The following is a 22,665-nucleotide window of genomic DNA, read 5'->3' as shown; positions in this document are numbered from 1 at the left end:
GGTGCGGTGCCAAGTCGCATGCCCGGTTCGGGAAGCGGCTCCGGGGAAACGGGCCGGTCGAAAGACCGGAACCGCGCCCCGGGCCGACTTCACCACCGCCTACCAGCGGTTCGAGCGCGGCCGTCCGGGGTCGATGATCTCGTCATCCTCGTCCGGCAGTCGTACGTGCCCCGGAACGGCTGATCAGCGGCCGTTGTCCGGGTGGTAGACGCTGAGGTTGCCGTAGGCCGGCAGAACGCCCGCCAGGTCGCCGGGTTTGTCCTGCAGAACGGCGTCCAGGAAGGCGAGGGTGGCTGCGGCGACGACGCGCGGGCTCTCGGTGCGGCCCAGGGAGCCGACTATCGAGGGCACGGGCGGCAGATACAGGGGGCCGTCCATGAAGGTGAGATGTGCGGCGCCGGGGATGGTGAGCCGGTAGCTCGTCGCGGTGCTGGACTTGAGCACCTCGGTGAGGCGGGGTACGTAGCGCGGGTCGGTTCCCGGGGTGACGGCCTGGGTGAGCGCGAGCGTCGGCCGGTCGAGGGAGGGCGAGGTGGGGCCGTGGGGGTAGCCGTCCAGATCGATGACGGCGTCGAACCGGCGATCCTGCCGGGCCGCCTGCAGGGCGGCAGCACCCCCCATGGAGTGGCCGGTCACCGCGACCCGGCTGGTGTCCAGGCGTCCGCTCAGCGGGCCGGCGATCTCGCCTCGGTCCAGACTGTCCAGCTGGGTGAGGACGAAGCTGAGGTCGGCGGCTCGGACCGCTGTCCAGTCGGCCGCCAGCTTGTCGTCCTCGTCCGGGTCGCCGCTGGAGGCGGTCTCGGTGGTGATCGTCCGGCCGTCGGCGAGGACGACGGCGGCGGAGTCGTACGGGTGGTCGAGGGCGGCGACCACATAGCCGTGGCTGGCCAGTTCCTCCGCCCAGGCGGTGTTCTGGGTGCGCACTCCGCCCGACCCGGGAGAGAACAGCACGACCGGGAACCGTTCGCCCCCACCGGCCACCGGGGCGTTGAAGACCGAATGGGTGCGGGCACGCGGAACACCGTCGACCAGGAAGCCCGGCAGGCCGACTCCGCGGGCGAGGGCGTCGGAGACGGTGCGCGCCTCGGCCTCCGTGCGTCCGAGGTACTGGGCCCGCTGCGCGCCTGCGGGGCTCTTCTGCGCGGGGTACCAGAGCTGGACCACGACGGTGCGCCGGTCGTCCGGATCGGCGGTGAAGGTCTCGGGGCGGCCCGGGTCGGTCCACTGCACCACGCGGGTGCCGACCGCGAAGTCGCCCGACGGCTCGGGGAACACGGGTACGGGAAAGGCCCAGGCGGCCACCGGGCCCGTGGCGACCAGGCCGACGCAGGCCACCGATCCCGGCAACGCCAGCCACCAGCGGGCCCGCCACGCCGGCCGGCCGGTACGGCGTCGCAGCAGGGGAGAGAAGGCGAACGGCAACGCGAAGGCAGCGCCTGCCAGTACCGGCAGCATCTGCCAGCGGATCCCCGCCGCACTGAGCAGGACCGCGGACAGCACGAGAACCGCCCCCGCCACGATCGTGACGCGTGGGCGGGCGGCGGGGGGAAGCCAGCGCGCCACCACCAGTGCGACGGCGCCCAGCAAGGCAAGGATTTCCAGGGGGGACATGTACAGTCCCGCGATGATCTCGGTCACCCGGCCATACTCGGCGCCGGGTATGCGCTGCCACATCGGTCCCGGGTCGCCATCGTGTGCGACCGGGGTCGCAATCCGTGGCGGGTCCCCGTGCAACCGGAGCAGCAATCGAGCACGCCGGATCAGCGGCCGCCCTGCGACCACGGGAGGTGGCGGGACTCCTCCTGCGGTCGTATCCCGGCACGGTGCCATCAGACGGTGGGCTCATGTGCTTCGCGGGGCCCGCGGCCTACCGTGACAGGGCTGCGGTACGTGCCGGGCAGCGCGAGGCGTACGTTCCCCGTACTCGGCCCGGATCCGGCTGTACGCGGTGGCAGCCCTGGCCGGGGCCACCATGATGCCGAATCGACAGGGACGTGTGATGACCGAGGCGGCCGCGGAACCCGGCCATACCCACCGGGTACGCCACCGGGACCGGGTGCGGTGGGCGAGGACAGCCTTACGGCTGACCGGGTACGCCGACCTGGCCTCCGCACGAGCGGCGCGACTGATGACAGCCGCCGGGCGCTGGGGCTCCCGGCTGCCGCCCGTGGTGTGGGACTCGCTGCTGCCGACGCTTCTCCTCTTCAACGTCGTGACCACACGCGCGCCGCAGGAGCTGCCGGTGGCCGTGGCCCTCACCGCCGCCCTTGCGCTGCCCCTGGTGTGGCGGCGCCGGGCCCCGCTCACGGTGTTCGGCGCCGTAGCGGCCGCGGCCTTCGTCCAGTGGCTGATGGACGTCCAGCTGCCGGCGGACATCGCCTTGCTGGTGGCTCTCTACACGGCGGCCGCGAACTCGGGCCGGCGCGGCACGCTTGTCGCCGGTGCCATCGTGGAGGCCGGGGTCCTTCTGGCCTGCCTGCGCTGGGCGGCGGAAGGCGCATTCCTGACCCCCTTCGTCGCGGTCACCGCGATGGCCGTCGCCGCCGCCGTCCTCGGTGTGAATGTGCGGACCACGCGCGCCTACCTCGCGGCCCTGGAGGAACGGGCCGCACGCCTGGAGCAGGAACAGGAACAGCAGGCGCGACTGGCCGTCGCCGAGGAAAGGACACGCATCACCCGGGAGATGCACGACATCGTCACCCACAACCTGTCCGTCATGGTCGCGCTCACCGACGCCGCCGTCTACGCGCAGCACCGGTCGCCCGACCGGACCACCACCGCGATGCTCCAGGTCTCCGAGACAGGCCGACAGGCCCTGACCGACATGCGGCGCTCGTTGGGCATCCTGCGGACCGACGAACCGGACGCGGAGCGCCACCCGTTGCCCGGCATCGCACAACTGGAGACCCTCGCCGACCAGATGTGCGCTGCCGGGCTGCCGACCCGCCTCGAGGTCCACGGCGGCCACACCCACATACCCGCCACCGCACAACTCACCGTCTACCGCCTGGTACAGGAAGCCTTGACCAACTCCCTCAAGCACACACCCACCGGCACACACGCGAAGGTCCGGATACGGTGCTCAACCGAGACCGTCACCGTGGACGTCACCGACAGCGGCCCCTGCCCGCCACTTCCCGCCGCCACACCATCCGGCCACGGCATCCCCGGCATGCGCGAGCGCTCGGCCGCCTACGGGGGGAAGTTGCGGGCCGGACCGCTTCCGGGCGGCGGCTGGGGAGTCCATACCCTCCTCTTCCTCGGCAGCAGCGGAGCGGCGTCCGCATGACGATCCGCATCCTGATCGCCGACGACGAAGCGCTGCTCCGGATGGCCTTCAGCACGGTCCTGGAGGCCCAGCCCGACATGGCACCGGTCGGCGAAGCCGCGGACGGCGCCCAGGCCATCCGCCTCGCCCGGGAGCTGCGCCCCGATGTCGTCCTCATGGACGTCCGGATGCCCGGGACCGACGGGATCGAGGCGACCCGACAGGTCATCAGGATCTCCCCGCAGAGCAGAGTGCTGATCCTCACCACCTTCGACCTGGATGAATACGCCTTCGCCGGACTCAACGCCGGAGCCTCGGGCTTCCTGCTGAAAAACACCAGGCCCGAGGAATTTCTCACCGCGATACGCAGCGTCGCCGCGGGCGACGCGGTGGTCTCCCCGCGGATCACCCGACGCCTGCTGGAGAACCTCCGCCCGCACATCCCCGACGGCAGCAGCGCCGACCGCGACGAACGGCTGAGCCGGCTCAGCGCCCGTGAACGCGAGGTGCTCGTCCAGGTGGGCCGCGGCCTGTCCAACACCGAGATCGCGGCCACCCTGTACCTCGCGGAGGCGACCGTGAAGTCCCATCTGGGGCGAATCCTGCACAAGCTCGAACTCCGCGACCGGATACAGGCCGTGGTCTTCGCCTACGAAAGCCGCCTCATCCACCCGGCCTGACGCCGCCGGAGCCAACGGCGATGTCCTCGGCCCCGGGCGTCACCAGCGCTGCACGGGCGGGTACCGGGAGTGTCACGGGGGTGCCGGCAGGGCCGGCGGCAGGGCTGGTGGTGCCGGTCTCGCCCGTGTCGGGGCCGGTCATGCTGGCAGCCGGACCGCCAGCCGCCAGTGCCGCGGCCCGTCCGGGCCGGCCTCGGTCTCGCCGTGCAGCAGCCGCACCCGCGCCAGGTCGCCCGACAGCTCCGGCTCCACCACCGCACCCGCGCACCGCAACCGGTCCAGCAACTCGGGCAGATCCTCCAGAGTCCGCGCCGGCGCCGTCCCCGGCTCCTCCTCACGCAACACACCCAGCACATAGTCCAGGTCCTCCAACGCGGCCCGGGCCGACTCCTCGATACCACGCAGAGCCGCCCGCGCCGCCACCGGATCGACGCAAAACACAGGTACGGGCCAGCCCGACCACGACGATCAGCGCCGCCCGGACCAACAGGGTCAGCACGAACTGAACCCCGTAGGGAGCGGACCGCCACGCCAGCGCCGGCAGCATGGCGAAAGGCAGCAACGGCAGACTCGCCAGCGCCCCGCAGCCGGCGAACAACGCACCCGCATACGTGGAGCCGCGCAGCAACGGCCGGATTCCCCTGATCATGATCGTCAGTATGGCCGGGCAGCCCACCGGCGATCTCCCCCGATCGAGGGAGCGTTTTCTCCCGCCTTCCCGCGATGCGCACCCGAGGCCCCGGAAACCAGGATCGTGTCCTGACCAGCAACCCCTCCCTGGCAAGGACGAGCATGATCGTGCGAAACAGACGAACAGCATCTCTTCTGGCTGTCGGCGCCGTGGCAACTCTCGTTTCGGCGCTTACTCCCGCAACAGCCTCCTCCGCGTCCGAGGCCTCCGCGGCCAAGGACCCGCTGTGGCAGTACACGCAGCAGAAGCCGCGGTGGCAGCGCTGCGACGCGGGGAGCCCCGCCACCTATCGGTGCGCGACTCTCAAGGTGCCGCTGGACTACAGCGATCCCGGTGGCAAGAAGATCGACATCGCGATATCCCGGCTGACGGCCGGCAGTGCGGAGGAACGTCGCGGCGTTCTGCTGCTCAACCCCGGCGGCCCCGGCGGGCCGGGCCTGAATCTGCCTGTCGACCCGGAATTGAACCTCCCCGAGGAAGTCAGGAAACGGTACGACCTCATCGGATTCGACCCGAGGGGCGTCGGACAGAGCTCTCCCGTCAGCTGCGGTCTGACCGACGACGAACAGAACTTTGAACGCCCCTACAGGGCCGGGACATTCGCGGCGGATGTGGAGTGGGCGCGCACGGTGGCCGACAAGTGCCGGGCCAAGGGGGGTGACACACTGCGGCACCTCACCACCCGCAACACCGCTCGCGACATGGACGTCATCCGTGCCGTGCTGGGCGAGAAGAAGATCTCCTACCTGGGGTTCTCCTACGGCACCTACCTCGGCGCCGTCTACACGCAGATGTTCCCCCGGCGGACCGACCGGTTCGTGCTGGACAGCGCGACCGACCCCGCACGGATCTGGCGGGGCATGTTCCAGGAGATGGCGGAGGGGACCGAGGCCGCCTTCACGCGATGGAGCGAATGGACTGCCGAGCGGCACACGACGTACAACCTGGGTGATTCCCCGGCCGAGGTCCGCAAGACCTTCTGGGACCTGGTCGCCCAGGCCGACCGCAAGCCCATCGACGCCGACGGGAAGCCCCTCACCGGTGACGGCATCCGCGCCGAGCACGCCACGTTCTTCCACGTTCAGGCCGCCGCCGAATGGGTCGCCCGGCTGAAGAAGGCGGCCGAGGGCAAGAAGCCGGCCCCGTCCGGCACCCCCGAGCGGACCCCGGGCCCCGTCCCGCCGGCCTTCGCCCGTGACGTTCCCCCGGACAACGAGGCCGCGAGTGCCTGGGCTGTCCTGTGCGCCGACACCCGTACGTGGCCGCGCGACCCCGAGCAGTACCGCCGCGACGCGATCCGCGACAAGGCCCGGTATCCGCTGTACGGCGATTTCGCGTCCAACATCAAGCCGTGTGCCTTCTGGAAGGAGGGCAACGAGCCCGGGACAACGGTGAACAACAAGGTCGGTGCACTGATCCTGCAGAACGAGTGGGACCCCGGAACGCCCCTGGCCGGCGGCCAGGGGATGCACCGGGCCCTGCGCGGCTCCCGGATGGTCACCGTCGCCGGAGGCGAGGGGCACATCGTCCACGGCTCCAACTCCTGTGCGGACAAGAGCCTCACGGCCTATCTGACCACGGGCAGGCTCCCGGCCGAGGACCTGACCTGCCGAGCGCCGCAAGCCTCCTGGGCCGACGCCCCGGGAACGCCGCCCCGTCACGACCGCCCTCTCGGAAGAGGCCTCGGACCCCGGCTGGACCGACCGGGTGGTGTCGACTCTCCCTGAACGTCACATCCGCCGGGACCGCCCCCGCCCGGGCCGAGCCGCTACGGTGGCGGGCATGGCCGGTGAAAGAGATCTTGCGACGTTGCTGCGCGGGATGCACCCGCAGCTCAACCCGGGGCGGTACGTGTACTGCACGCTGCCCGCGAAGGTGCCCGCCGGGATGCGGCCGGTGGTCACCGTCGCCGAACCGGAGGGGGTGACGGTGGTGGTGGCGCAGGAGGAGGCGGACGCGCTCGGACTGCGCTACGAGTACGTGGCGGCCTGGATCACGCTGCGGATCCACTCGGCGCTGGAGGCCGTCGGCCTGACCGCCGCCGTGGCCGGCCGGCTCGCCGAGGAGGGGATCAGCTGCAACGTGGTGGCCGGGTTCCATCACGACCACCTGTTCGTCGCCGCCGACGCCGCCGAGCCGGCCGTCCGGGCGCTGGAGGAGCTGGCCGCCCGGTCGGCCTGACCGCGGGCCCTCGCCCGCCCGTCCGCCTGATCGCCCGCGCCGGGTGGCCGCTCCCGGGGGCGGCTCCGACACTGGGAGGGACCGAGCGGCCCACCCGGCCGCCCGGCCCCGACAGCAAGCCCCGTACCAGGAAAGGGAGACGGCCCCATGGCGGTCTGCGACGTCTGTTCCAACGACTACTGGCTGGCCTTCGAGATCAAGACGATCACCGGCGACGTGTACACCTTCGACAGCTTCGAGTGCGCGATGGAGAAGCTCGCGCCGCGCTGCGAACACTGCCAGGTCCGGATCGTCGGCCACGGCGTCGAGGTGTCCGGCCGGTTCTTCTGCTGCGCCAACTGCGCCCGCGTCAACGGCGGCCTGGGCGACCGGATCCGCGACGCGGTCGGCGCCCACCCGGGCTGACCGGGCCAGGGGGGAAGAGGGGGCGGACGAGGCGGCCTGCCGCCGATCGAACCGGTTGTCGATCGCCCACTGCGGACTCGAATCCGGCAGCATCTTTGGCCACCCGTTCGAGCGAATGTGACGCAGGTCTCACCCTTGGGTGGCGCTCCGGCTGCGCGTTCGGCTCGCCCACGCCTATATTTGAGGCATTCCTCCCCGCCGTCCGGGCATAGCCCGCACTGGCGGGGATTATTTCGTTCCTGGGGGCCTGGAGCGCCCCGTGGGGAGGGGCGCGTGCCGGACCGGGTCATCGTCTTCCTGGACTACCAGAACGTCTACGGAGGCGCGCGTCGCCGATTCCACAGCCACTGGGAACCCTCAGCCTGCGGTCATGTCAACCCAGTGGCGCTGGCCCAGCACATCACCCGGGACAGCCCTTATGACAGGCAGCTGACCCAGGTCCGGATCTACCGTGGACAGCCGGACGCGACGAAACAGCCCGGTTCATACGGCGCGTCCCGTCGCCAGCACGCCATGTGGCAACGCGACCCCTTGGTACACCTGGTGACCCGGCCGTTGCGATACCCGCAGGGGTGGCCGGCGGACCCCGCTCAGGAGAAGGGCATCGATGTCCAGCTGGCCGTCGACTTCGTCGCCCTGGCCTCCCAGGACGCATACGACATCGGCATCATGATGTCGGCCGATACCGATCTCAAGCCCGCGCTGGAGTTCGTCGCCGCCCTCAACAACAACCGGAAGCCGCGGGCCGAGGTCGCGGCCTGGTCCTCGGCGGGGCAGCACTCCCCCCGACTTTCGATTCCAGGAACGTCGCTGTACTGCCACTGGGTCGGTGATGCCGTGTACCGGCAGGTGAAGGATACGACTGACTACGCCAAGGCCCCGTGAGCGAGAGCACCGGCTGCCATCATCGGCGCATGCGTGCCACGCCGCGAAGGACAAATGACCCCTGATCTGCGAAAGCGCAGGTCAGGGGCATTGCCTCAAGTCAAGGGGCGGACGAGGCGGCCTTATACGCCGGGTTCTGTCTCCCGGGTTGCTTGCGCGGCCCGGGGAGGCGGCCATCCATCTAGGGCTGCCGTTGCCGACAGCCTCGTGCGGTCTACCCGCGGACTCGGGCGAGCAGCCCTCGGACATCCGCGCACGGCGCCCGAGGGCACCGATCTTGACCTTGCTCCAGGTGGGGTTTACCTAGCCGGCCGAGTCACCTCGGTCGCTGGTGGTCTCTTACACCACCGTTTCACCCTTACCCGCCGCCGAGGCGGTGGGCGGTCTGTTTTCTGTGGCACTGTCCCGCGGGTCACCCCGGGTGGGCGTTACCCACCACCCTGCTCTGTGGAGCCCGGACGTTCCTCGGCGAGCCCCTGAGGACCCGTCGCGACCGCCCGGCCGGCTCGTCCGCCGTAGTGGTCATGGTAGCCGCTCGGACGAGGCTTCCCGTACCCCGGGGCCGGGCGCGGGCGGTTCGGCGCCGAAGCAGGCGGCCACCCGGGCGGCGGTGCCGGTGGCCCAGGCGGTGGTGGTGACCAGGCCCAGGACGAGGATCGCGACGCCCAGCGCCGCCACGATCCACCAGCCGGCGTGGCTGGCCGGGGCGAAGCCGGTGGCGAACGGGCCGACCACGGCCGAGGTGACCACGGTGCCGATCACCGCGACGCCCAGCGACTGGCCGACCTGCCGGCTGGTGGAGGCGACCGCCGCGGCCACGCCCGCCTGGGCGCGCGGCATGCCGGAGACGGCGGCGTTGGTGATCGGCGCGTTGACCATGCCGAAGCCGAAGCCGAACAGCGCGTACGCGACCAGCAGCAGGGCCGGCGGGGAGTCGGCGGCGAGCCGGGTGAGCAGGATGCCGCTGGCGGTGAGCCCGAGGCCGGCCGCGACCAGCGGGCCGCGCGGGCCCCGGCCCCCGACGATCCGGCCCGACAGCGGCGCGCAGACCAGCATCATCCCGGCCATCGGCAGCGTCCAGAGCCCGGCCTCGACCGGGCTGTAGTGGCGGACGTCCTGCAGGTAGAGGGTGTTGAGGAAGAGGAAGCCGCCGAGCGCGGAGAAGGCGCAGACGGCCGTCACGGTGGCACCGGTGAACGGCGCGCTGCGGAAGAACCTCGGGTCCACCAGCGGTTCGGCGACCCGCCGTTCCCAGAGCGGGAAGGCGATCAGCGCCGCGACGGCGGCGGCGGTGAGTCCGAGGATCAGCGGGGACGTCCAGCCGTGCCCGGGGCCCTCGATGATCGCGGCGGTGCCGCAGCCGAGCAGCACCACCATCAGCAGCTGCCCGCCCGGGTCCAGCCGCCGGGGCCTGGGGGCGCGCGACTCGGGGACGTAGCGGGCAGTCAGCAGACAGGCGGCCAGACCGATCGGGATGTTGATCAGGAAGATCGACGGCCAGCCCGCGCCGTCCACCAGGAAGCCGCCGAGCAGCGGGCCGAGCGCCATGGAGATGCCGACCACGCCGCCCCAGACGCCGATCGCCCGGGCCCGTTCGGCCGGCTCGGTGAAGGTGTTGGTGATGATCGACATCGCCACCGGGTTGAGCATCGAGCCGCCGACCGCCTGCACCGCGCGGAACACCACCAGCCACTCCAGGCTGGGCGCCAGGCTGCAGAGCAGCGAGCCGAGCACGAAGAGCAGCAACCCGGTCTGGAACACCCGGCGGCGGCCGAACCGGTCGGCGACCGAGCCGAACAGCATCAGCAGCGAGGCCAGCACCAGGGTGTAGGCGTCGATGATCCACTGCAGGCCGGAGGCCGGGGCGTCCAGGTCCTTCTGGATCGCCGGGAGCGCGATGTTCACCACCGTGTTGTCGAGCCCGACGATGAACAGGCTCAGACAGCAGATCGCGAGGATCAGCAGCCTGCGGCGCCGACCGAGCGCGGTGGACTCCGTGCCCGAAGGGGTCGGCGTACGGGAGGGGATCGGATGGGCCACGGGTCGATCCTCCCACCCGGACGGGTCAGACGGCGGCGAAGCGGACCGTCCGGGTGGCGGGATCGGCCACCGTGAGCCGGACCCGGATCAGGCCGCCGAGCGGCAGACCGGCCCGGCCGGGACCGCCGTCGCGGCCGTCCCCGTCACCGTCCCCAGCGCCGTCCCCAGCAGCGTCGCAGCGGGCCCGGACGGCGGGCTCGCGCAGCTGGACGGTGCCGTACCCGGGCCGTTCCCCGTCCACGTCGACGACCACGGCGGTGAAGTCCTCGCCCTCCCGCCCGGCCAGCAGTTCCGCCTCCACCAGGTCCACGCAGGCCCGCTCGACCTCGGCGGAGCGGCGGTCCCCGCCGGCCATCAGCGCGGGGACGGCGGGCAGCGCCTCGCGGGCCCAGCCGGGGACTTCGTCGCCGGCGGCGACGGCCGCGCAGACCTCCTGGGCGAAGCGGTCGCCGAGGCGGCGCAGCGGCGCGGTGCAGTGCGCGTACGGGGCGGCGAGCGCGGCATGGGCCGGGTCGGCGGGGGCGGGCAGGCCCCGGGCCTCGTCGAAGGCGCGGTAGCCGGCGCCGCGCAGCAGTCCGGTGCACTCGTTGAGGAAGGCGGCGTGCAGCGGGAGGTCCGGATCGAGGGAGCGGATCAGGTCGGGGTACGGGAGGGTGTCCGGCCAGTCGATGTCGAGCGCGCGGGCGACCAGGCGCAGCCGCTGGTACGCGGTGGCGGGGGCGGCGGGCAGGGTACGCAGCAGGCCGACGCCGGCGTCCAGCATGAGGTCGGCCGCGGCCAGGCCGGTGAGCAGGGAGATCTGGGCGTTCCAGCCCTCGGCGGGGGTGGGCGCGCGGTAGCCGAGGAGGTAGCCGCGCGGGGTCTCCTCGATCTCCTGTTCGGGGACGGGCAGGCTGATCCCGCCGCGGGCGCGTTCCCGCTCCTCGCGCAGTCGGCCGACGGTGGCGAGCAGCGCGAGCTGTTCGTCGGCGCCGCCGGCGTCCAGGGCGCGCTGGACGCCGGCGTAGTCGAGCCGGCGGCGGGAGCGGACCAGGGCGCGGCGCAGGTCGGCGAGGACGAGGGCGCCGTCGGCGTCCAGGTCGAGCTGCCAGAGCAGGGCCGGGCGGGTCTCCCCCGGCAGCAGGCTGGCGGCGTCCTCGGAGAGCCGGGCGGGGTGCAGCGGGACGGGGTGGTCGGGGAAGTAGAGGGTCTGGACGCGGCGGCGCGCCTCGGTGTCGATCGCCCCGCCGGGGCGGACGAAGGCGGCGACGTCGGCGATCGCGTAGTGCACCCGGTAGCCGCCGCCGGGCCGGTGGGCGAGGTGCATCGCCTGGTCGAGGTCGCGGGAGCCGGGCGGGTCGACGGTGAACAGCGGGAGTTCGGTGGCGTCGTCCTCGGGCCGCCGCGGTGCGTCGGCCGCCTCCTCCGCCTCGGCCAGTACCGCTTCGGGCCACTCGGTGTGGATCTCCAGGCGGGCGCGCAGCTCGGCCAGTTCGGCGTTGATCCGGGCGGAGTCGGCGGCCTTGACGCGCAGTTTTCGGCGTGGCATGCAGGCAGCGTAGGGCGAATCGGGTGATTCCCGGCGGAACCGGACGCGGGGCGCGCCGGTCCCGCCGGGGTGCCCGGCCGGCCGGCCCCCGGTCAGCGGCCGAGCAGCGCGCGGAGGTCCTTGGCGGCGAGGGCCACGGCGTCGTCGTAGCCCCCGGTGGCCAGGCGCAGCATGAAGGCGACGGCGGCGTCGGGGTGCGGGTCGGTGTAGGGCTCGGCGTTGTAGTCGAGGAAGAGCAGCATGGCCTCGAAGGCGGTGCGCTTGTTCCGGTCGATCAGCGGGTGGTTGCGGGCGAGGCTCTGACCGAGGGCGGCGGCCTTGGTCCAGAGGTCGGGGTAGGCGTCGCCCCCGAAGAGGCTCGCCTGCGGGCGGCCGAGGGCCGCGAGCAGGGCGCCGAGGTCGCGGATGTTCCGCGGGCCGCCGGCGAGGTAGCTGACGTCCTCCAGGTCGAGGTACTCGACCCGGCGCGTCCCGTCCTGGGCGGTCACAGGTCCGCGAGCCTCTCCAGTGTCTCGGCGTTGGCCTCGCGGATGCGGTTCACCAGGGCGGCCCGGCGCTCCTCCCGGCCGGGCCGGGCCGGCTCGGTGAGGGACGGCTCGGTGAGGGACGGCGGCACCTCCGACTGGCGGACCTCGAGGACCAGCTCGGCGCGGTCCGCCCCCGGCGCCTCGGTGACCCTGATCCGCCCGGCCATCACGGCCTGCGCCGCCGCGCGCAGCGCGAACTCCAGGGCCTGCCGGGTCTGCGGTGGCAGGTCGGCGGGCAGGCGGACGGCCAGGGACTCCTCCACCGCGTCGTCGTCGCCGGGGACCAGGTCCAGGGGGTGCAGGGTCATCTCGTCACGCTCCTTCTCCGCCCCACGGTAGAGGGGTGACAGCCGTGCGGCCCAGTGAATCAGCCGGCGAAGGGCTTCGGGGAGGAGGGCGTAAGTGCTCGTAGGGTGGCCGGAGGAACAATGATCACAGGGGGTTCGGCCGATGGACGCGGTTCGGGTGACGGGTACGGCGGTGGCCGGGGCGCTGGCGGCGACGGGGGCGCTGCACGCGCTGTGGGCGGTGACGCCGTGGCCGCTGCGGACGCCGGAGGAGTTCGCGGAGACGATGGTCGGGGCGGGCGAGGGGGCGCCGTCGGCGGCGGCCTGCCTCGCGGTGGCCGGCGCGCTCGGAACGGCCGCCTGCCTGGTGGGCGCGGAGGCCGGGGTGCTGCCGGCCGCGGGGCCGCGGTGGGTGCGCCGGGCGGGCGTCCGGGCGGTGGCCGGGGTGCTGCTGGCGCGCGGCGCGGCCGGGCCGCTGGTGTTCGGCGGGCTGACCGAGCGCACCGAGCGGTTCAGGCGGCTGAACGTCCGCTACTACTCGCCGCTCTGCCTGGCACTCGGGGCCGGGGCGGCCGTGGTCGCGGCGGCGAGCCGGGGGCCGGGCCCCAGGTGAGGTGCCGTGCCGGGCCGGCTTTTGCGTAGGGTGGCGGGGTTGTCCACCGCAAACCGTTGATCCAGCGCGAGCCGTTGATCCACCGCAAACCGTTGAGGAGTCCGCTGTGCTGGTGCTGTTGCCGCCCTCGGAGGGCAAGGCCGCGTCCGGGGGCGGGGTGCCGGTGGCGCTCGACCGGCTCTCGCTGCCCGGGCTGACGGCGGCGCGCGCGCAGGTGCTGGACGCCCTGGTCTGGCTCTGCCGGGGCGACCAGGACACCGCCGCCGAGGTGCTCGGGCTGAGCCCGGGCCTGCGCGGCGAGCTCGCGCGCAACGCGGGCCTGCCGACGGCGGGCGCGCTGCCGGCCGGCGAGGTGTACACCGGGGTGCTCTTCGACAACCTCGGCCTGGCCACGCTGGACGAGGCCGCGTACGACCGGGCCGAACGTTCGCTGCTGGTGTTCTCCGGCCTCTGGGGAGCGGTGCGGATCGGCGACCGGATCCCGCCCTACCGCTGCTCGATGGGTGTGAAACTCCCCGGACCGGGGGCGCTCGGGGCGTACTGGCGGAGCGCGATGGCGTCCGTGCTGCCGGAGGTGACGGACGGGCTGGTCCTGGATCTGCGCAGTTCCGCGTACGCGGCGGCGTGGAAGCCGGCCGGCGAGGTGGCCTCCCGGACGGCGACCGTGCGGGTGCTGCACGAGCGCGAGGTCGCGGGGGTGCTGAAGCGCTCGGTGGTGAGCCACTTCAACAAGGCCACCAAGGGCCGGCTGGTGCGCGACCTGCTGGTCGCGGGCGCCGAGCCGAAGACGCCCGGCGAGCTGGTGGACGCGCTGGCGGAGCTGGGCCACCGGGTGGAGGTCGCGGCCGAGGGCACCGCCCGCAAGCCGTGGCAGCTGGACGTGGTGGTCACCGAGGTGCACTGAGGCGCCGGGGAGGCGGGGCGGGCGCCCCGCCTCCCCGGGCGGTCAGCGCAGGTGGCCGGTGTCGTTGAGCAGCCGCACCGAGGCGTTGCCGTCCGCGTAGTACTGGACGGCGCAGAGCGAGGCGGCCGACAGCTCCATCCGGTAGAGCGAGTCCGGCGGGGCGCCGAGCGCCAGCCGGACCAGCGTCTTGATCGGGCTGACGTGCGAGACCACCAGCACCGTCTTGCCGGGGTGGCGGGCGAGGATCTTGTCGCGGGCGACCCCGGCCCGGTGGGTGAGGGTGGTGAAGCTCTCGGCGCTGCCGGTCGGCTTGGCCTTGGTGGAGCGCAGCCAGGCGTTGAGGTCGTCCGGGTAGCGCTGCTGCACCTCGGCGAAGGTCAGGCCCTCCCAGTCGCCGAAGTCGACCTCGCGCAGCCCTTCCTCGTACCGGACCTCCAGGCCCAGCCGGGCCGCGACGGTCTCGGCGGTCTCCCGGGTGCGGCGCATCGGGGAGCTGACCACGGCCTGGACGCTGCCGCGCGCGGCCAGCGCCTCGGCGGCCCGCTCGGCCTGCCAGCGGCCCTTCTCGGAGAGCTCCGGGTCGCTGCCGCCGCTGCCGGAGAACCGCTTCTCCGGGGTGAGGGCCGTCTCGCCGTGGCGGAGCAGGACGAAGGTGGTCGGGGTGCCGAGGTCGGCGGAGGCCGCCCAGCCCACCTTGGGCGCGGCGGTCTCCAGCGACGGCTCCTCGGCGACGGCGACGGCGGTGGTGGCACCCGCGGCAACGGCCCCGGCCGCCTTCGGCTCCCACTGCCGGCCGGCCCGGCCCGCGTCCATCGCCTCGTTGGCCAGCCGGTCGGCGTCCTTGTTCCGCTCGCGCGGGATCCAGGTGTACTTGACCTGGCCGCGCGGCAGGACGGTGCGCGCCTCGGCGGCGAGCGGCTGCATGTCGGGGTGCTTGATCTTCCAGCGGCCGGACATCTGCTCGACGACCAGCTTGGAGTCCATCCGGACGTCCACCGAGGCGTCCGGGTCGAGCTCCCTGGCCGCCCTGAGACCGGCGATCAGGCCCTTGTACTCGGCGACGTTGTTGGTGGCGTGGCCGATGAACTCGGCGGCCTCGGCGATGATCTGGCCGGTGTCACCGTCCCGGACCACCGCGCCGTAGCCGGCCGGCCCCGGGTTGCCCCGGGAACCGCCGTCCGCCTCGACGATGAACCTGCGCCCCGCCACCGGATCAGATGCCCGAGTCGGGGGTGCGCACCAGGATGCGGCCGCAGTTGTCGCAGCGGACCACCGCGTCCTTGGGCTCGGCCTTGATGGCGTTCAGGTCGGAGACGGCGAACTCGACCCGGCAGCCCTCGCAGCGGCGCTGGTAGAGGCGGGCCGCCCCGACGCCGCCCTGCTGCTCGCGCAGGCGGGTGTAGAGCTTGAGCAGGTCGGCCGGGACGACGGCGGCGACGGCCTCGCGGTCGCGCCTGACCTTCTCCGCCTCGGCGTCGATCTCGGCGAACGCGGCGTCGCGGCGGCCCTCGGCCTCGGTGAGGACGATGGTCGAGTGCTCCAGCCGCGCGCCCAGCTCGGTCACCCGGGTCTGCGCGGACTCCAGGCGCTCCATGATCTCCAGGACGACCTCTTCCAGGTCGCCCTGGCGCTTGGCGAGCGAGCCGATCTCGTGCTGGAGGTTCTCCAGGTCCTTCGGCGAGGTGATCGCGCCGGAGTCCAGCCGCTGCTGGTTGCGGGCGGACCGGGCGCGGACCTGCTCGACGTCCTGCTCGGCCTTGGTCAGCTCACGGGCGGTGTCGCCCTGCTGGGCCTGGGCGGCGACCACCAGGTCCTTGAGCGCGGTGTGGTCGGCGGTGGCCTTCTCGATCTCGGCGTGCTCGGGCAGGCTGCGACGCCGGTGGGCCAGCTGGTCGAGCTTCGAGTCGATGGCCTGGAGGTCGAGCAGGCGGATCTGGTCGGCGGGCGCGGCGTTCAAGCGGAGAGCTCCTGTGAATCGGGTCAGGCGGTGAAGGACATGGGGGCGTGCGCGGTCCACGGGTCGGTGACCCGGTGGGAGACCTTGGTCTCCACGGCCCAGCCGGACGCGTCGGCGGCCCGGTGCAGAGCCCGCTCGGCCAGGGTGAGCCAGGGCCACTCGGTGGCCCAGTGCGCGGCGTCGACCAGCGCGACCGGCGACGCCTCGGCGGCCTCGGAGGCCGGGTGGTGGCGCAGGTCGGCGGTGAGGTAGGCGTCCACGCCGGCCGCCCGCACCTCGGCGAAGAAGCTGTCGCCCGAGCCGCCGCACACCGCGACCCGGCCGACCAGCCGGTCCGGGTCGCCGGAGATCCGGACGCCGGCGGCGGTGGCCGGCAGGCCGGCGGCGACCTGCGCGGCGAAGGCGGAGAGGGTGAGCGGGGGCTCCAGCAGGCCGATCCGCCCGGTACCGCGACGGCCCAGCGGGTCGGTCGGGTCCGGGATCAGCGGGCCGGTGACCCGCACTCCGACGGCCTCGGCGAGCGCGTCCGAGACGCCCGGGTCGGCGTGGTCGGCGTTGGTGTGCGCGACGTGCAGGGCGATCCCGTGCCGGATCAGGGTGTGCACGACCCGGCCCTTGAAGGTGGTGGCGGCGACGCTCGTGGTGCCGCGCAGATAGAGGGGGTGGTGGGTGACCACCAGGTCGGCACCCCACTCGACGGCCTCGTCGACGACCGTCTGCACGGGGTCGACGGCGAACAGCACGCGACGGACCTCGGCCTGGGGGTCTCCGCAGACCAGGCCGACGGCGTCCCAGGACTCCGCCCACTGCGGCGGGTAGACCTCTTCGAGCGCGGTGATGACGTCGGACAGTTTCGGCACCTGTCGAGACTACCGTGCGCGCGGGGGCGGTCGGGCCGCCGGCCGGGCCGCGGCCCGCTGTGCGGCGGGGGCGCGGCGGACGCCCGGGTGCGCGTCAACCTGCGGTTCGAGGTGTTCGGACCGCGCCCCGGGGGCGCCGCGCGCCGGGGCGCCGGGCGGGCGCTGCTCACACCGGCCCGTTCGCACATATTCGAAACCCGTTCCAGATCACCCTTACGAGTGAAGTGACCGCCTTCGCGTTGAGCCTCCCCCGTCTCGAAAGTAACTTCAGTTCTGCGAACGGGAGTTGCCCCGACCGGGGGGTCGGGACGGCGCTCCGCCGAAGAGCGGGTCCAGGTGTGACCGGGCCCGGGGCGGACGCGGCCGGGGCGGCGCTCCCGTACTTCCGAGAAACCGATCAGGCCGTGGCCGTGCGCCCGGGTGCCGGAGCAGTGGGCACCGGCGGGCGGCGGCCGAGACGAAGGGGTGTGAATGCGGATGGGGGCGGGCACATCGCTGCGTACGGCCGGGGGCAGGGGATCGGCGGGCCACGGGCCGGATGCGGCCGGCCCGTGGCCGGAGGTCGCGCGGACGGCGCTGGCCGGCGCCGGGGGCCGGGGAGGCGGCGACTGGGACGTCACCGTCGAGGGCTTCTGGTGCACGGCCAGGCCGACCGCGGGAGGCGTCCCGGAAGAGCCCGCAGGACAGGGCTGGAAGCTGCACGTCAGCGCGGCGTCCGAGGTCGGCGGCGCGGTGCTGGCGGCCGTCGCCGGAGTGCTGGCCGGCGACCCGTGCACCTTCAAGTTCGCCGCCGGTCCGGAGCGGCTGCACGAGCTCAACTCCCGTAACAGCGACCGGGGATCTGCGGGCAAGTTCATCACCGTCTACCCCCGGGACGACGAGCAGTTCCGGCGGCTCGCCGCCGCGCTGCACCGGGCGACGGCCGGCCGGCCCGGCCCGGTGGTGCTCTCCGACCGGCCGTACCGGCCCGGCAGCCGGGTCCACTACCGGTACGGCGCCTTCGCGGCCCGCGCCGAGCTGGGCAACGACGGCGCTTACCGGTCGATCCTGCACGGACCCGCCGGGGAGCGGGTCGAGGACGTGCGCGGCGCCTCGTACCGCTGCCCGCCGTGGGCGCGCGACCCGCTGGCGGGCGGCCCTCCGGACGGCGGCGGCGAGCGCGGGCCGGCCACCGGTACGCCGAAGCCGGCCGCCGCGAAGCGGGCCGGCGGGGTGCTGCTCGCCGGGCGGTACGCGCTCACCGCCGCCGTCCGGCACGGCGCCAAGGGCGGCGTCTTCCTCGGACGGGACGCGGGCGGCGGCGCGGAGGTCGTGGTCAAGCAGGCCCGCGCGCACATCGAGGTCGACCGCTCCGGCACCGACGCCAGGACGGCACTGCGCCACGAGGCCGCGATGCTGGCCCGGCTGGACGGACAGGGGCTGGCGCCGCGCCCGGTCGAACTGATCGAGCAGGACGACTCGCTGTTCCTGGTGCAGGAACGAATCGCCGGGCAGCCGCTGGGCGCCTGGGTCGCCGCACGGCTGCGGCGCGACGGCAGCCCGGACGTGGACTGGGCCGAGGCCGGACCGCTCGCCCACGCCCTGCTCGACCTGGTCGAGCGGGTGCACGCCCAGGGGCTGGTGCTGCGCGACCTCTCCCCCGGCAACGTGCTGGTCCGGCCCGACGGCTCGCTGCGGCTGGTGGACCTGGAGCTGGCCGCCGAGGCCGGCACCCGGGCCGGTTCGGCCGGCACCCCCGGCTACCGCGCACCCGAACAGGGGCCTGGGCGGCTCGCCCTGGTGACCGACGGCAGCCGCAGGGCCGAGCCGGCCGCCGATCTGTACGCGCTCGGCGGGCTGTTCTTCCTGCTCGCCACCGGTCACGATCCACTGCTCCCCGAGGACCTGCCGCACGCCCGCCCGGTCGCCGACCGCCTGGGCCGCTGGCTCGCCCTCGCCGCCCGGGCCGGCGGCACCGCCCGGCGGCTCGCCCCGGTCGTCCTCGGGCTCCGGGCGCGGGAGCCGGAGCGGCGCTGGAGCCTCGACGAGGCACGGGCGGCGCTCGCGGCCGGGCCCGAGCCCACCAGCGGACCCACGGACGGACCCGCGCGGACCGAGACGACCGCCCGGGAGCGCGACGCGGCCGTCGTCGACCGGGTGCTGCACGACGGGCTGCGGCATCTCGCCGTGAGCGCCACACCCGAGCGGCCGGACCGGCTCTGGCCCGTCGTGCCGGCCGGGCAGCGGTCGGACCCGTGCAATGTGCAGCACGGCGCCGCCGGGGTGCTCGCCCTGCTCGCCCGGGCGGCGCTCGCCGACGGGCTGCCGGACGGGATACGCGCGGAGGCCCGGCGGACGGCGCGGACCGCCGCCGAGTGGATCGAGCGCCGGTGCGCCGCCGAGCCGGTCGTCCTGCCCGGGCTGCACTTCGGCCGCTCCGGCGTCGCCTGGGCACTGCTCGACGCCGCCGGGGCCCTGGCCGACCGCCCGCTCGCCGAGCGCGCCACCGCCCTGGCCCGCCGGATCCCGGTGACCTGGCCCAACCCGGACGTCTGCCACGGCGCGGCCGGCTCCGGCCTCCTCCAGCTCCGCCTCTCCGCGGCACCCTTGCCCGAGGGCGCCGACGGGAACGACGACGCCGGTGCGAACGACGACGGCCGGGAGTTCCTGGACCGGGCCGCCCGCTGCGGGCACGCGCTGCTCGCCGCCGCCCGGCGCGAGCCGTACGGCACGGTCTGGCCGGTGCCGCGCGACTTCGACTCGGCGCTGGCCGGGATCACCCACCTCGGATTCGCCCACGGGGTCGCCGGGATCGGCGCCTTCCTGCTCGCCGCCGCCGAGGCCACCGGCGACGCGGCGCTGCTCGCCGGCGCCGCCGAGGCCGGGCGCACCCTCGCGGCCACCGCCCGCCGGGGCGACGGCGACAACGGCGACGGCGCACCGTGGACCGCCTGGTGGCCGCAGAGCGCGGGCGACCCGGAGCACGTCCGGCTGGCGCACTGGTGCAGCGGTTCCTCCGGCGCCGGCAGCTTCCTGATCCGGCTCTGGCAGGCCACCGGCGACGCCACCGCGTACGAACTCGCCCTCGCCGCCGGGCGGGCGGTGCTGGCCGGGCGCTGGCACAGCGGTGTCAGCGCCTGCCACGGGCTGGCCGGCGGCGGCGAGTACCTGCTGGACCTGGCCGAGGCCACCGGTGAGGCGGAATTCCGCTCCGGGGCCGAGGAGTTGGCGCAGCTGATCGCCGCCAGGTCGGCCCTGCGGGACGGACTGCTGGTGCTGCCGGACGAGACCGGTACCGGCTGCGCCACCGCGTACGGCACGGGCACGGCGGGCGCGCTCGCCTTCCTGCTGCGGCTGCGGCACGGCGGCCCCCGGCTCTGGGTGGACCCGGTGCCGCCCGCCGCGGCCCGCCACCCCCGGACGACCGGCCGCACCCGGCCGGGCCCGAACGAGACGAGTGCGGCATGAACGTGGCCACCCGTTCCGCGACGCAGGCCCTGCGTCGCCTCAGCTTCACCTTCGCGGCCGGCGGCAGCCACACGGCCTGTCTGGCCTCCGCCGCCGATGGCGGCTGGTACGCGGAGAGCTGGCACCTGCCGCCGGTCGGGCCCGCCCTGCCGACCCCGCTGCCGCTGCCCGGGAACCGGTCCGAGAGCCTGCGCTCGCAGCTGATCGCGCTGTCGGACGGCTCGGTGCTGGTCTGCCGGCACGACGGCGAACGGCACGACCTGGTGCAGCTCCGGGCCTCCGTGGACGGCCGTGAACCAGCCACCATGGAAAGGCAGTTGGCCTCCATCCGGATGCCCGGACTGCGGCTGCTGCCGATCCCGGCGGCCCCGGGCGACCCCCGTCCGCCGAACGCCGCCCGCGCGCCGGTCGCGCTCGTCCTGGGCACCGACACCCGGCCTGCCACCACCGTGTGGCTGGTGCGCGCCGACGGCAGCGAGCCCCAACAGCTCGCCGAGATCCCCGGGTTGCACGGCGGCGGCGTCTGGCTCGACCACACCGGGGCCCTGCTGGCGCTCGACCGGGTCAGCGCCGGAACCGTCCGCACCGTGGTACTGGATCTGCGCAACGGCACGGTCAGTCCGCTGCTGGAGATCGGCGAGCGCAGCAACGACCGGCTGGTGCTGTTCGACCCGGACAGCCGCTTCGCGATGGTGCGCAGCGACGCGCCCGGCACCGACCGGCTCGGCTGGGGCGTGCTGGGCGGGGACGCACCGCTGCGGTTCCCGGACCGGCTGCACATGGCGGGCATGTTCCTGCGGCCGGTCGCCCTGCGGCCCGCGCCGGACGGGGCCCGGGTGGCCGTCCAGATCGACCACGGCGCCGGCTCGGCGCTCGCCCTGTGGCAGCCCGCCGCCGGGAGGCTGGACCCGCTGCCGGTGCCGCCCGGCCGGCTCGGCGCGGTCGGGCACTGGTCGGCGGCGGGACTGCGGCTGCCGTACTCGTCGCCCGACCACCCGGCCGCGCTGGCCACCCTGGACGTGGACGCGCTGCTGCGGCACGGCCCGCCCACCGCCGTGTCCGGACCGGTGCCGCTGCCCCTGCAACTGGCGCCGCTCGGCTCGGGGCTGCCCGGTCCGTGGCGGGACACCATCCTGCCCTGGCAGCCCGGCGCACCGCGCGTCTCCCGGACGCCGCTGCCCGGCTGGCGGCTGGACGGCAGCACCCCGCCGTGCGACGGCGGCCGCTGGCAGCCCGCGCAGAGCCTCGAACTCGCTGGACCGGCCGGGCCGATGGAGGCCGTGGTGTACGGCGGCGACGGCTGGCTGAGCAGCCCGCACCTGGTGCTCGCACTGCACGGCGGCCCGGCGGACGCCTGGCGGCTGGAGTTCGATCCGGCACTGCAGCGGATGGCGGCCGAGGGCCTGGCCGTGGTGGCGCCCAACCAGCGCGGCTCCACCGGTTACGGGGTGGCGCACGCGATGGCCATCCGGGGCGCCTGGGGCGGTCCCGACCTCGACGACATCCTGTACCTGCTGGAGGGCATCGCCGGTCAGCGCGCCGCGCTGGGCCTGGAACCGCCGGCCCTGTTCGGCGTCAGCTACGGCGCGTTCCTGGCCCTGCTGGCGGCCGCGCACGCGCCCGCCGATCAGGTCGCGCGCTGCGCGGTGGTCGCACCGTTCCTGTCCGGCGGCCGGCTGCTGGCCGAAGCGGCGCCCCCCGTCAGGGCGTTGACGACCCGGCTGGGCGGCGGCGAGCCGATCGAGGACGCCCGCGGACCACGGGACGTGCTCCAGCTCGCGCACCGGCTGAGCGCACCGCTGCTGGTGGTGCACGGGGACCGGGACGAGGTCGTCCCGGTGAGCCAGTCCCGTTCGCTGCGGCACGAGCTGCTGCGGATCGGACGCACCGAGGGCGCCGACTTCCGGTACGTGGAGGCGGCCGGCGCCGGGCACGAGGTGCTGGCCGAGGAGGGCGCGGCCGTGCTCCACGAACTGCTGGCCGCCTTCCTGCGGACCGGCCGGCCGGGGTAACCACCCGGCCCCACAGACTCCCGGGCCTTGCGGCCCGGGGACGGACCCCGGCGCGGCGGACCGAGCCGCCCGGGGAGCAACACCCAACGCCCGCAGAGCAGATCGCGGCGGGCGGAAGTACCAGGGGAGGAACCCGATCATGGAGAACATGGTGGACTTCGAGACCGACCTCGCGGCGCTCCAGGAGCTGCCGGAGACCGAGTCCGTCGAGCTGACCGGCCACGGCGGCGGCTGCCAGTACACCTGTCTCATCCTGACCTGCCTGATCTTCACGATCAGCTAGTCACGCGGCACCCGCGGGCGCCGTTCCCGCCTGTCCGGACAGGCGGGGACGGCGCCGTCCTGCTTCCCGGCGACCCGTTCGCCCTCCTCCTCGTTCT

The 22,665-nt window shown here is 74.2% G+C and carries 20 protein-coding genes and 1 other RNA gene; 11 read left to right on the top strand and 10 right to left on the bottom strand.

Features of this window, described 5'->3' with window-relative positions:
• Positions 1-183: 183 nt before the first annotated feature.
• Complete coding sequence (locus ACIP82_RS09100) at positions 184-1,674, bottom strand: dienelactone hydrolase family protein (RefSeq protein ID WP_400652323.1); 1,491 nt, start codon at positions 1,672-1,674, stop codon at positions 184-186.
• Between the two features lie 454 nt (positions 1,675-2,128).
• Here ACIP82_RS09100 and ACIP82_RS09095 point away from each other — a divergent pair, with 454 nt between their 5' ends.
• The gene (locus ACIP82_RS09095; protein ID WP_400652321.1) at positions 2,129-3,289 is read left to right on the top strand and encodes a sensor histidine kinase; all 1,161 of its coding nucleotides are present in this window, start codon (positions 2,129-2,131) and stop codon (positions 3,287-3,289) included.
• Positions 3,286-3,948, top strand: a complete 663-nt coding sequence (locus ACIP82_RS09090) for a response regulator transcription factor (protein WP_363610013.1) — start codon at positions 3,286-3,288, stop codon at positions 3,946-3,948. The genes ACIP82_RS09095 and ACIP82_RS09090 overlap by 4 nt, the downstream gene beginning before the upstream one ends.
• A 138-nt stretch (positions 3,949-4,086) precedes the next feature.
• On the opposite strand, the gene ACIP82_RS09085 is transcribed toward ACIP82_RS09090, so the two are convergent.
• Positions 4,087-4,371: a hypothetical protein gene (locus ACIP82_RS09085; RefSeq protein WP_400652318.1), complete on the bottom strand. Its 285-nt coding sequence runs from the start codon at positions 4,369-4,371 to the stop codon at positions 4,087-4,089.
• A gap of 369 nt (positions 4,372-4,740) precedes the next feature.
• Between ACIP82_RS09085 and ACIP82_RS09080 the strand changes: the two genes are divergently transcribed.
• The 4 genes from ACIP82_RS09080 to ACIP82_RS09065 all read left to right on the top strand — a co-directional run bounded on the left by ACIP82_RS09080 (position 4,741) and on the right by ACIP82_RS09065 (position 8,110).
• Positions 4,741-6,366 carry an alpha/beta hydrolase gene (locus ACIP82_RS09080; protein ID WP_400652315.1) on the top strand — a complete coding sequence of 542 codons (1,626 nt, stop codon included), beginning with the start codon at positions 4,741-4,743 and terminating at the stop codon, positions 6,364-6,366.
• A gap of 55 nt (positions 6,367-6,421) precedes the next feature.
• Complete coding sequence (locus ACIP82_RS09075) at positions 6,422-6,820, top strand: ACT domain-containing protein (protein WP_363610017.1); 399 nt, start codon at positions 6,422-6,424, stop codon at positions 6,818-6,820.
• Between the two features lie 147 nt (positions 6,821-6,967).
• On the top strand, positions 6,968-7,225 hold the full coding sequence (locus ACIP82_RS09070; protein WP_363610019.1) for a Prokaryotic metallothionein: 258 nt from the start codon (positions 6,968-6,970) through the stop codon (positions 7,223-7,225).
• A 273-nt stretch (positions 7,226-7,498) separates the two neighbouring features.
• On the top strand, positions 7,499-8,110 hold the full coding sequence (locus tag ACIP82_RS09065; protein WP_400652312.1) for an NYN domain-containing protein: 612 nt from the start codon (positions 7,499-7,501) through the stop codon (positions 8,108-8,110).
• 108 nt (positions 8,111-8,218) lie between these two features.
• Here the strand turns inward: ACIP82_RS09065 and rnpB are convergent.
• The 5 genes from rnpB to ACIP82_RS09040 all read right to left on the bottom strand — a co-directional run bounded on the left by rnpB (position 8,219) and on the right by ACIP82_RS09040 (position 12,513).
• Positions 8,219-8,619: RNase P RNA component class A (gene rnpB / locus ACIP82_RS09060), an RNA gene on the bottom strand.
• 13 nt (positions 8,620-8,632) lie between these two features.
• Positions 8,633-10,150 carry a DHA2 family efflux MFS transporter permease subunit gene (locus tag ACIP82_RS09055; protein ID WP_400652309.1) on the bottom strand — a complete coding sequence of 506 codons (1,518 nt, stop codon included), beginning with the start codon at positions 10,148-10,150 and terminating at the stop codon, positions 8,633-8,635.
• A gap of 25 nt (positions 10,151-10,175) precedes the next feature.
• The gene (locus tag ACIP82_RS09050; protein WP_400652306.1) at positions 10,176-11,678 is read right to left on the bottom strand and encodes an RNB domain-containing ribonuclease; all 1,503 of its coding nucleotides are present in this window, start codon (positions 11,676-11,678) and stop codon (positions 10,176-10,178) included.
• 92 nt (positions 11,679-11,770) lie between these two features.
• On the bottom strand, positions 11,771-12,166 hold the full coding sequence (locus ACIP82_RS09045) for a Fic family protein (RefSeq protein ID WP_363610037.1): 396 nt from the start codon (positions 12,164-12,166) through the stop codon (positions 11,771-11,773).
• Positions 12,163-12,513: a hypothetical protein gene (locus ACIP82_RS09040; RefSeq protein WP_363610039.1), complete on the bottom strand. Its 351-nt coding sequence runs from the start codon at positions 12,511-12,513 to the stop codon at positions 12,163-12,165. The genes ACIP82_RS09045 and ACIP82_RS09040 overlap by 4 nt, the downstream gene beginning before the upstream one ends.
• A 142-nt stretch (positions 12,514-12,655) precedes the next feature.
• Between ACIP82_RS09040 and ACIP82_RS09035 the strand changes: the two genes are divergently transcribed.
• Positions 12,656-13,105 (top strand): DUF3995 domain-containing protein, encoded by a 450-nt coding sequence (locus ACIP82_RS09035; protein ID WP_400652303.1) that lies wholly within the window; start codon positions 12,656-12,658, stop codon positions 13,103-13,105.
• Between the two features lie 106 nt (positions 13,106-13,211).
• On the top strand, positions 13,212-14,009 hold the full coding sequence (gene yaaA, locus ACIP82_RS09030) for a peroxide stress protein YaaA (protein WP_400652301.1): 798 nt from the start codon (positions 13,212-13,214) through the stop codon (positions 14,007-14,009).
• Between the two features lie 42 nt (positions 14,010-14,051).
• Here yaaA and ACIP82_RS09025 read toward each other — a convergent pair whose 3' ends face one another.
• From ACIP82_RS09025 to ACIP82_RS09015, 3 genes are read right to left on the bottom strand one after another with little or no spacing between them, the layout of a single operon-like run.
• Positions 14,052-15,218 (bottom strand): bifunctional RNase H/acid phosphatase, encoded by a 1,167-nt coding sequence (locus tag ACIP82_RS09025; RefSeq protein WP_400652298.1) that lies wholly within the window; start codon positions 15,216-15,218, stop codon positions 14,052-14,054.
• A 4-nt stretch (positions 15,219-15,222) separates the two neighbouring features.
• Positions 15,223-15,966, bottom strand: a complete 744-nt coding sequence (locus ACIP82_RS09020) for a C4-type zinc ribbon domain-containing protein (protein ID WP_363610047.1) — start codon at positions 15,964-15,966, stop codon at positions 15,223-15,225.
• A 23-nt stretch (positions 15,967-15,989) separates the two neighbouring features.
• On the bottom strand, positions 15,990-16,826 hold the full coding sequence (locus tag ACIP82_RS09015) for a Nif3-like dinuclear metal center hexameric protein (protein ID WP_363610048.1): 837 nt from the start codon (positions 16,824-16,826) through the stop codon (positions 15,990-15,992).
• Positions 16,827-17,303: 477 nt separating this feature from the next.
• Here ACIP82_RS09015 and lanL point away from each other — a divergent pair, with 477 nt between their 5' ends.
• The 3 genes from lanL to ACIP82_RS09000 all read left to right on the top strand — a co-directional run bounded on the left by lanL (position 17,304) and on the right by ACIP82_RS09000 (position 22,568).
• Complete coding sequence (gene lanL, locus ACIP82_RS09010) at positions 17,304-20,273, top strand: class IV lanthionine synthetase LanL (protein ID WP_400652295.1); 2,970 nt, start codon at positions 17,304-17,306, stop codon at positions 20,271-20,273.
• Positions 20,270-22,285 (top strand): alpha/beta hydrolase family protein, encoded by a 2,016-nt coding sequence (locus tag ACIP82_RS09005; protein ID WP_400652292.1) that lies wholly within the window; start codon positions 20,270-20,272, stop codon positions 22,283-22,285. Before lanL ends, ACIP82_RS09005 begins: the two co-directional genes overlap by 4 nt.
• A 139-nt stretch (positions 22,286-22,424) precedes the next feature.
• Complete coding sequence (locus tag ACIP82_RS09000) at positions 22,425-22,568, top strand: VenA family class IV lanthipeptide (RefSeq protein ID WP_153882823.1); 144 nt, start codon at positions 22,425-22,427, stop codon at positions 22,566-22,568.
• Positions 22,569-22,665 lie beyond the last annotated feature (97 nt).

This window comes from Kitasatospora sp. NPDC088548 (assembly GCF_044753005.1).
In the GTDB taxonomy this organism is placed as follows: domain Bacteria; phylum Actinomycetota; class Actinomycetes; order Streptomycetales; family Streptomycetaceae; genus Kitasatospora.
This window is presented reverse-complemented; position numbering and strand designations above follow the sequence as displayed.

Coding starts and splice junctions, on each gene's coding strand:
- ACIP82_RS09100 (WP_400652323.1), bottom strand. CDS start 1,674: ATGTGGCAGCGCATACCCGGCGCCGAGTATGGCCGGGTGACCGAGATC.
- ACIP82_RS09095 (WP_400652321.1), top strand. CDS start 2,129: ATGACAGCCGCCGGGCGCTGGGGCTCCCGGCTGCCGCCCGTGGTGTGG.
- ACIP82_RS09090 (WP_363610013.1), top strand. CDS start 3,286: ATGACGATCCGCATCCTGATCGCCGACGACGAAGCGCTGCTCCGGATG.
- ACIP82_RS09080 (WP_400652315.1), top strand. CDS start 4,741: ATGATCGTGCGAAACAGACGAACAGCATCTCTTCTGGCTGTCGGCGCC.
- ACIP82_RS09075 (WP_363610017.1), top strand. CDS start 6,422: ATGGCCGGTGAAAGAGATCTTGCGACGTTGCTGCGCGGGATGCACCCG.
- ACIP82_RS09070 (WP_363610019.1), top strand. CDS start 6,968: ATGGCGGTCTGCGACGTCTGTTCCAACGACTACTGGCTGGCCTTCGAG.
- ACIP82_RS09050 (WP_400652306.1), bottom strand. CDS start 11,678: ATGCCACGCCGAAAACTGCGCGTCAAGGCCGCCGACTCCGCCCGGATC.
- ACIP82_RS09040 (WP_363610039.1), bottom strand. CDS start 12,513: ATGACCCTGCACCCCCTGGACCTGGTCCCCGGCGACGACGACGCGGTG.
- ACIP82_RS09035 (WP_400652303.1), top strand. CDS start 12,656: ATGGACGCGGTTCGGGTGACGGGTACGGCGGTGGCCGGGGCGCTGGCG.
- lanL (WP_400652295.1), top strand. CDS start 17,304: ATGGGGGCGGGCACATCGCTGCGTACGGCCGGGGGCAGGGGATCGGCG.
- ACIP82_RS09005 (WP_400652292.1), top strand. CDS start 20,270: ATGAACGTGGCCACCCGTTCCGCGACGCAGGCCCTGCGTCGCCTCAGC.
- ACIP82_RS09000 (WP_153882823.1), top strand. CDS start 22,425: ATGGAGAACATGGTGGACTTCGAGACCGACCTCGCGGCGCTCCAGGAG.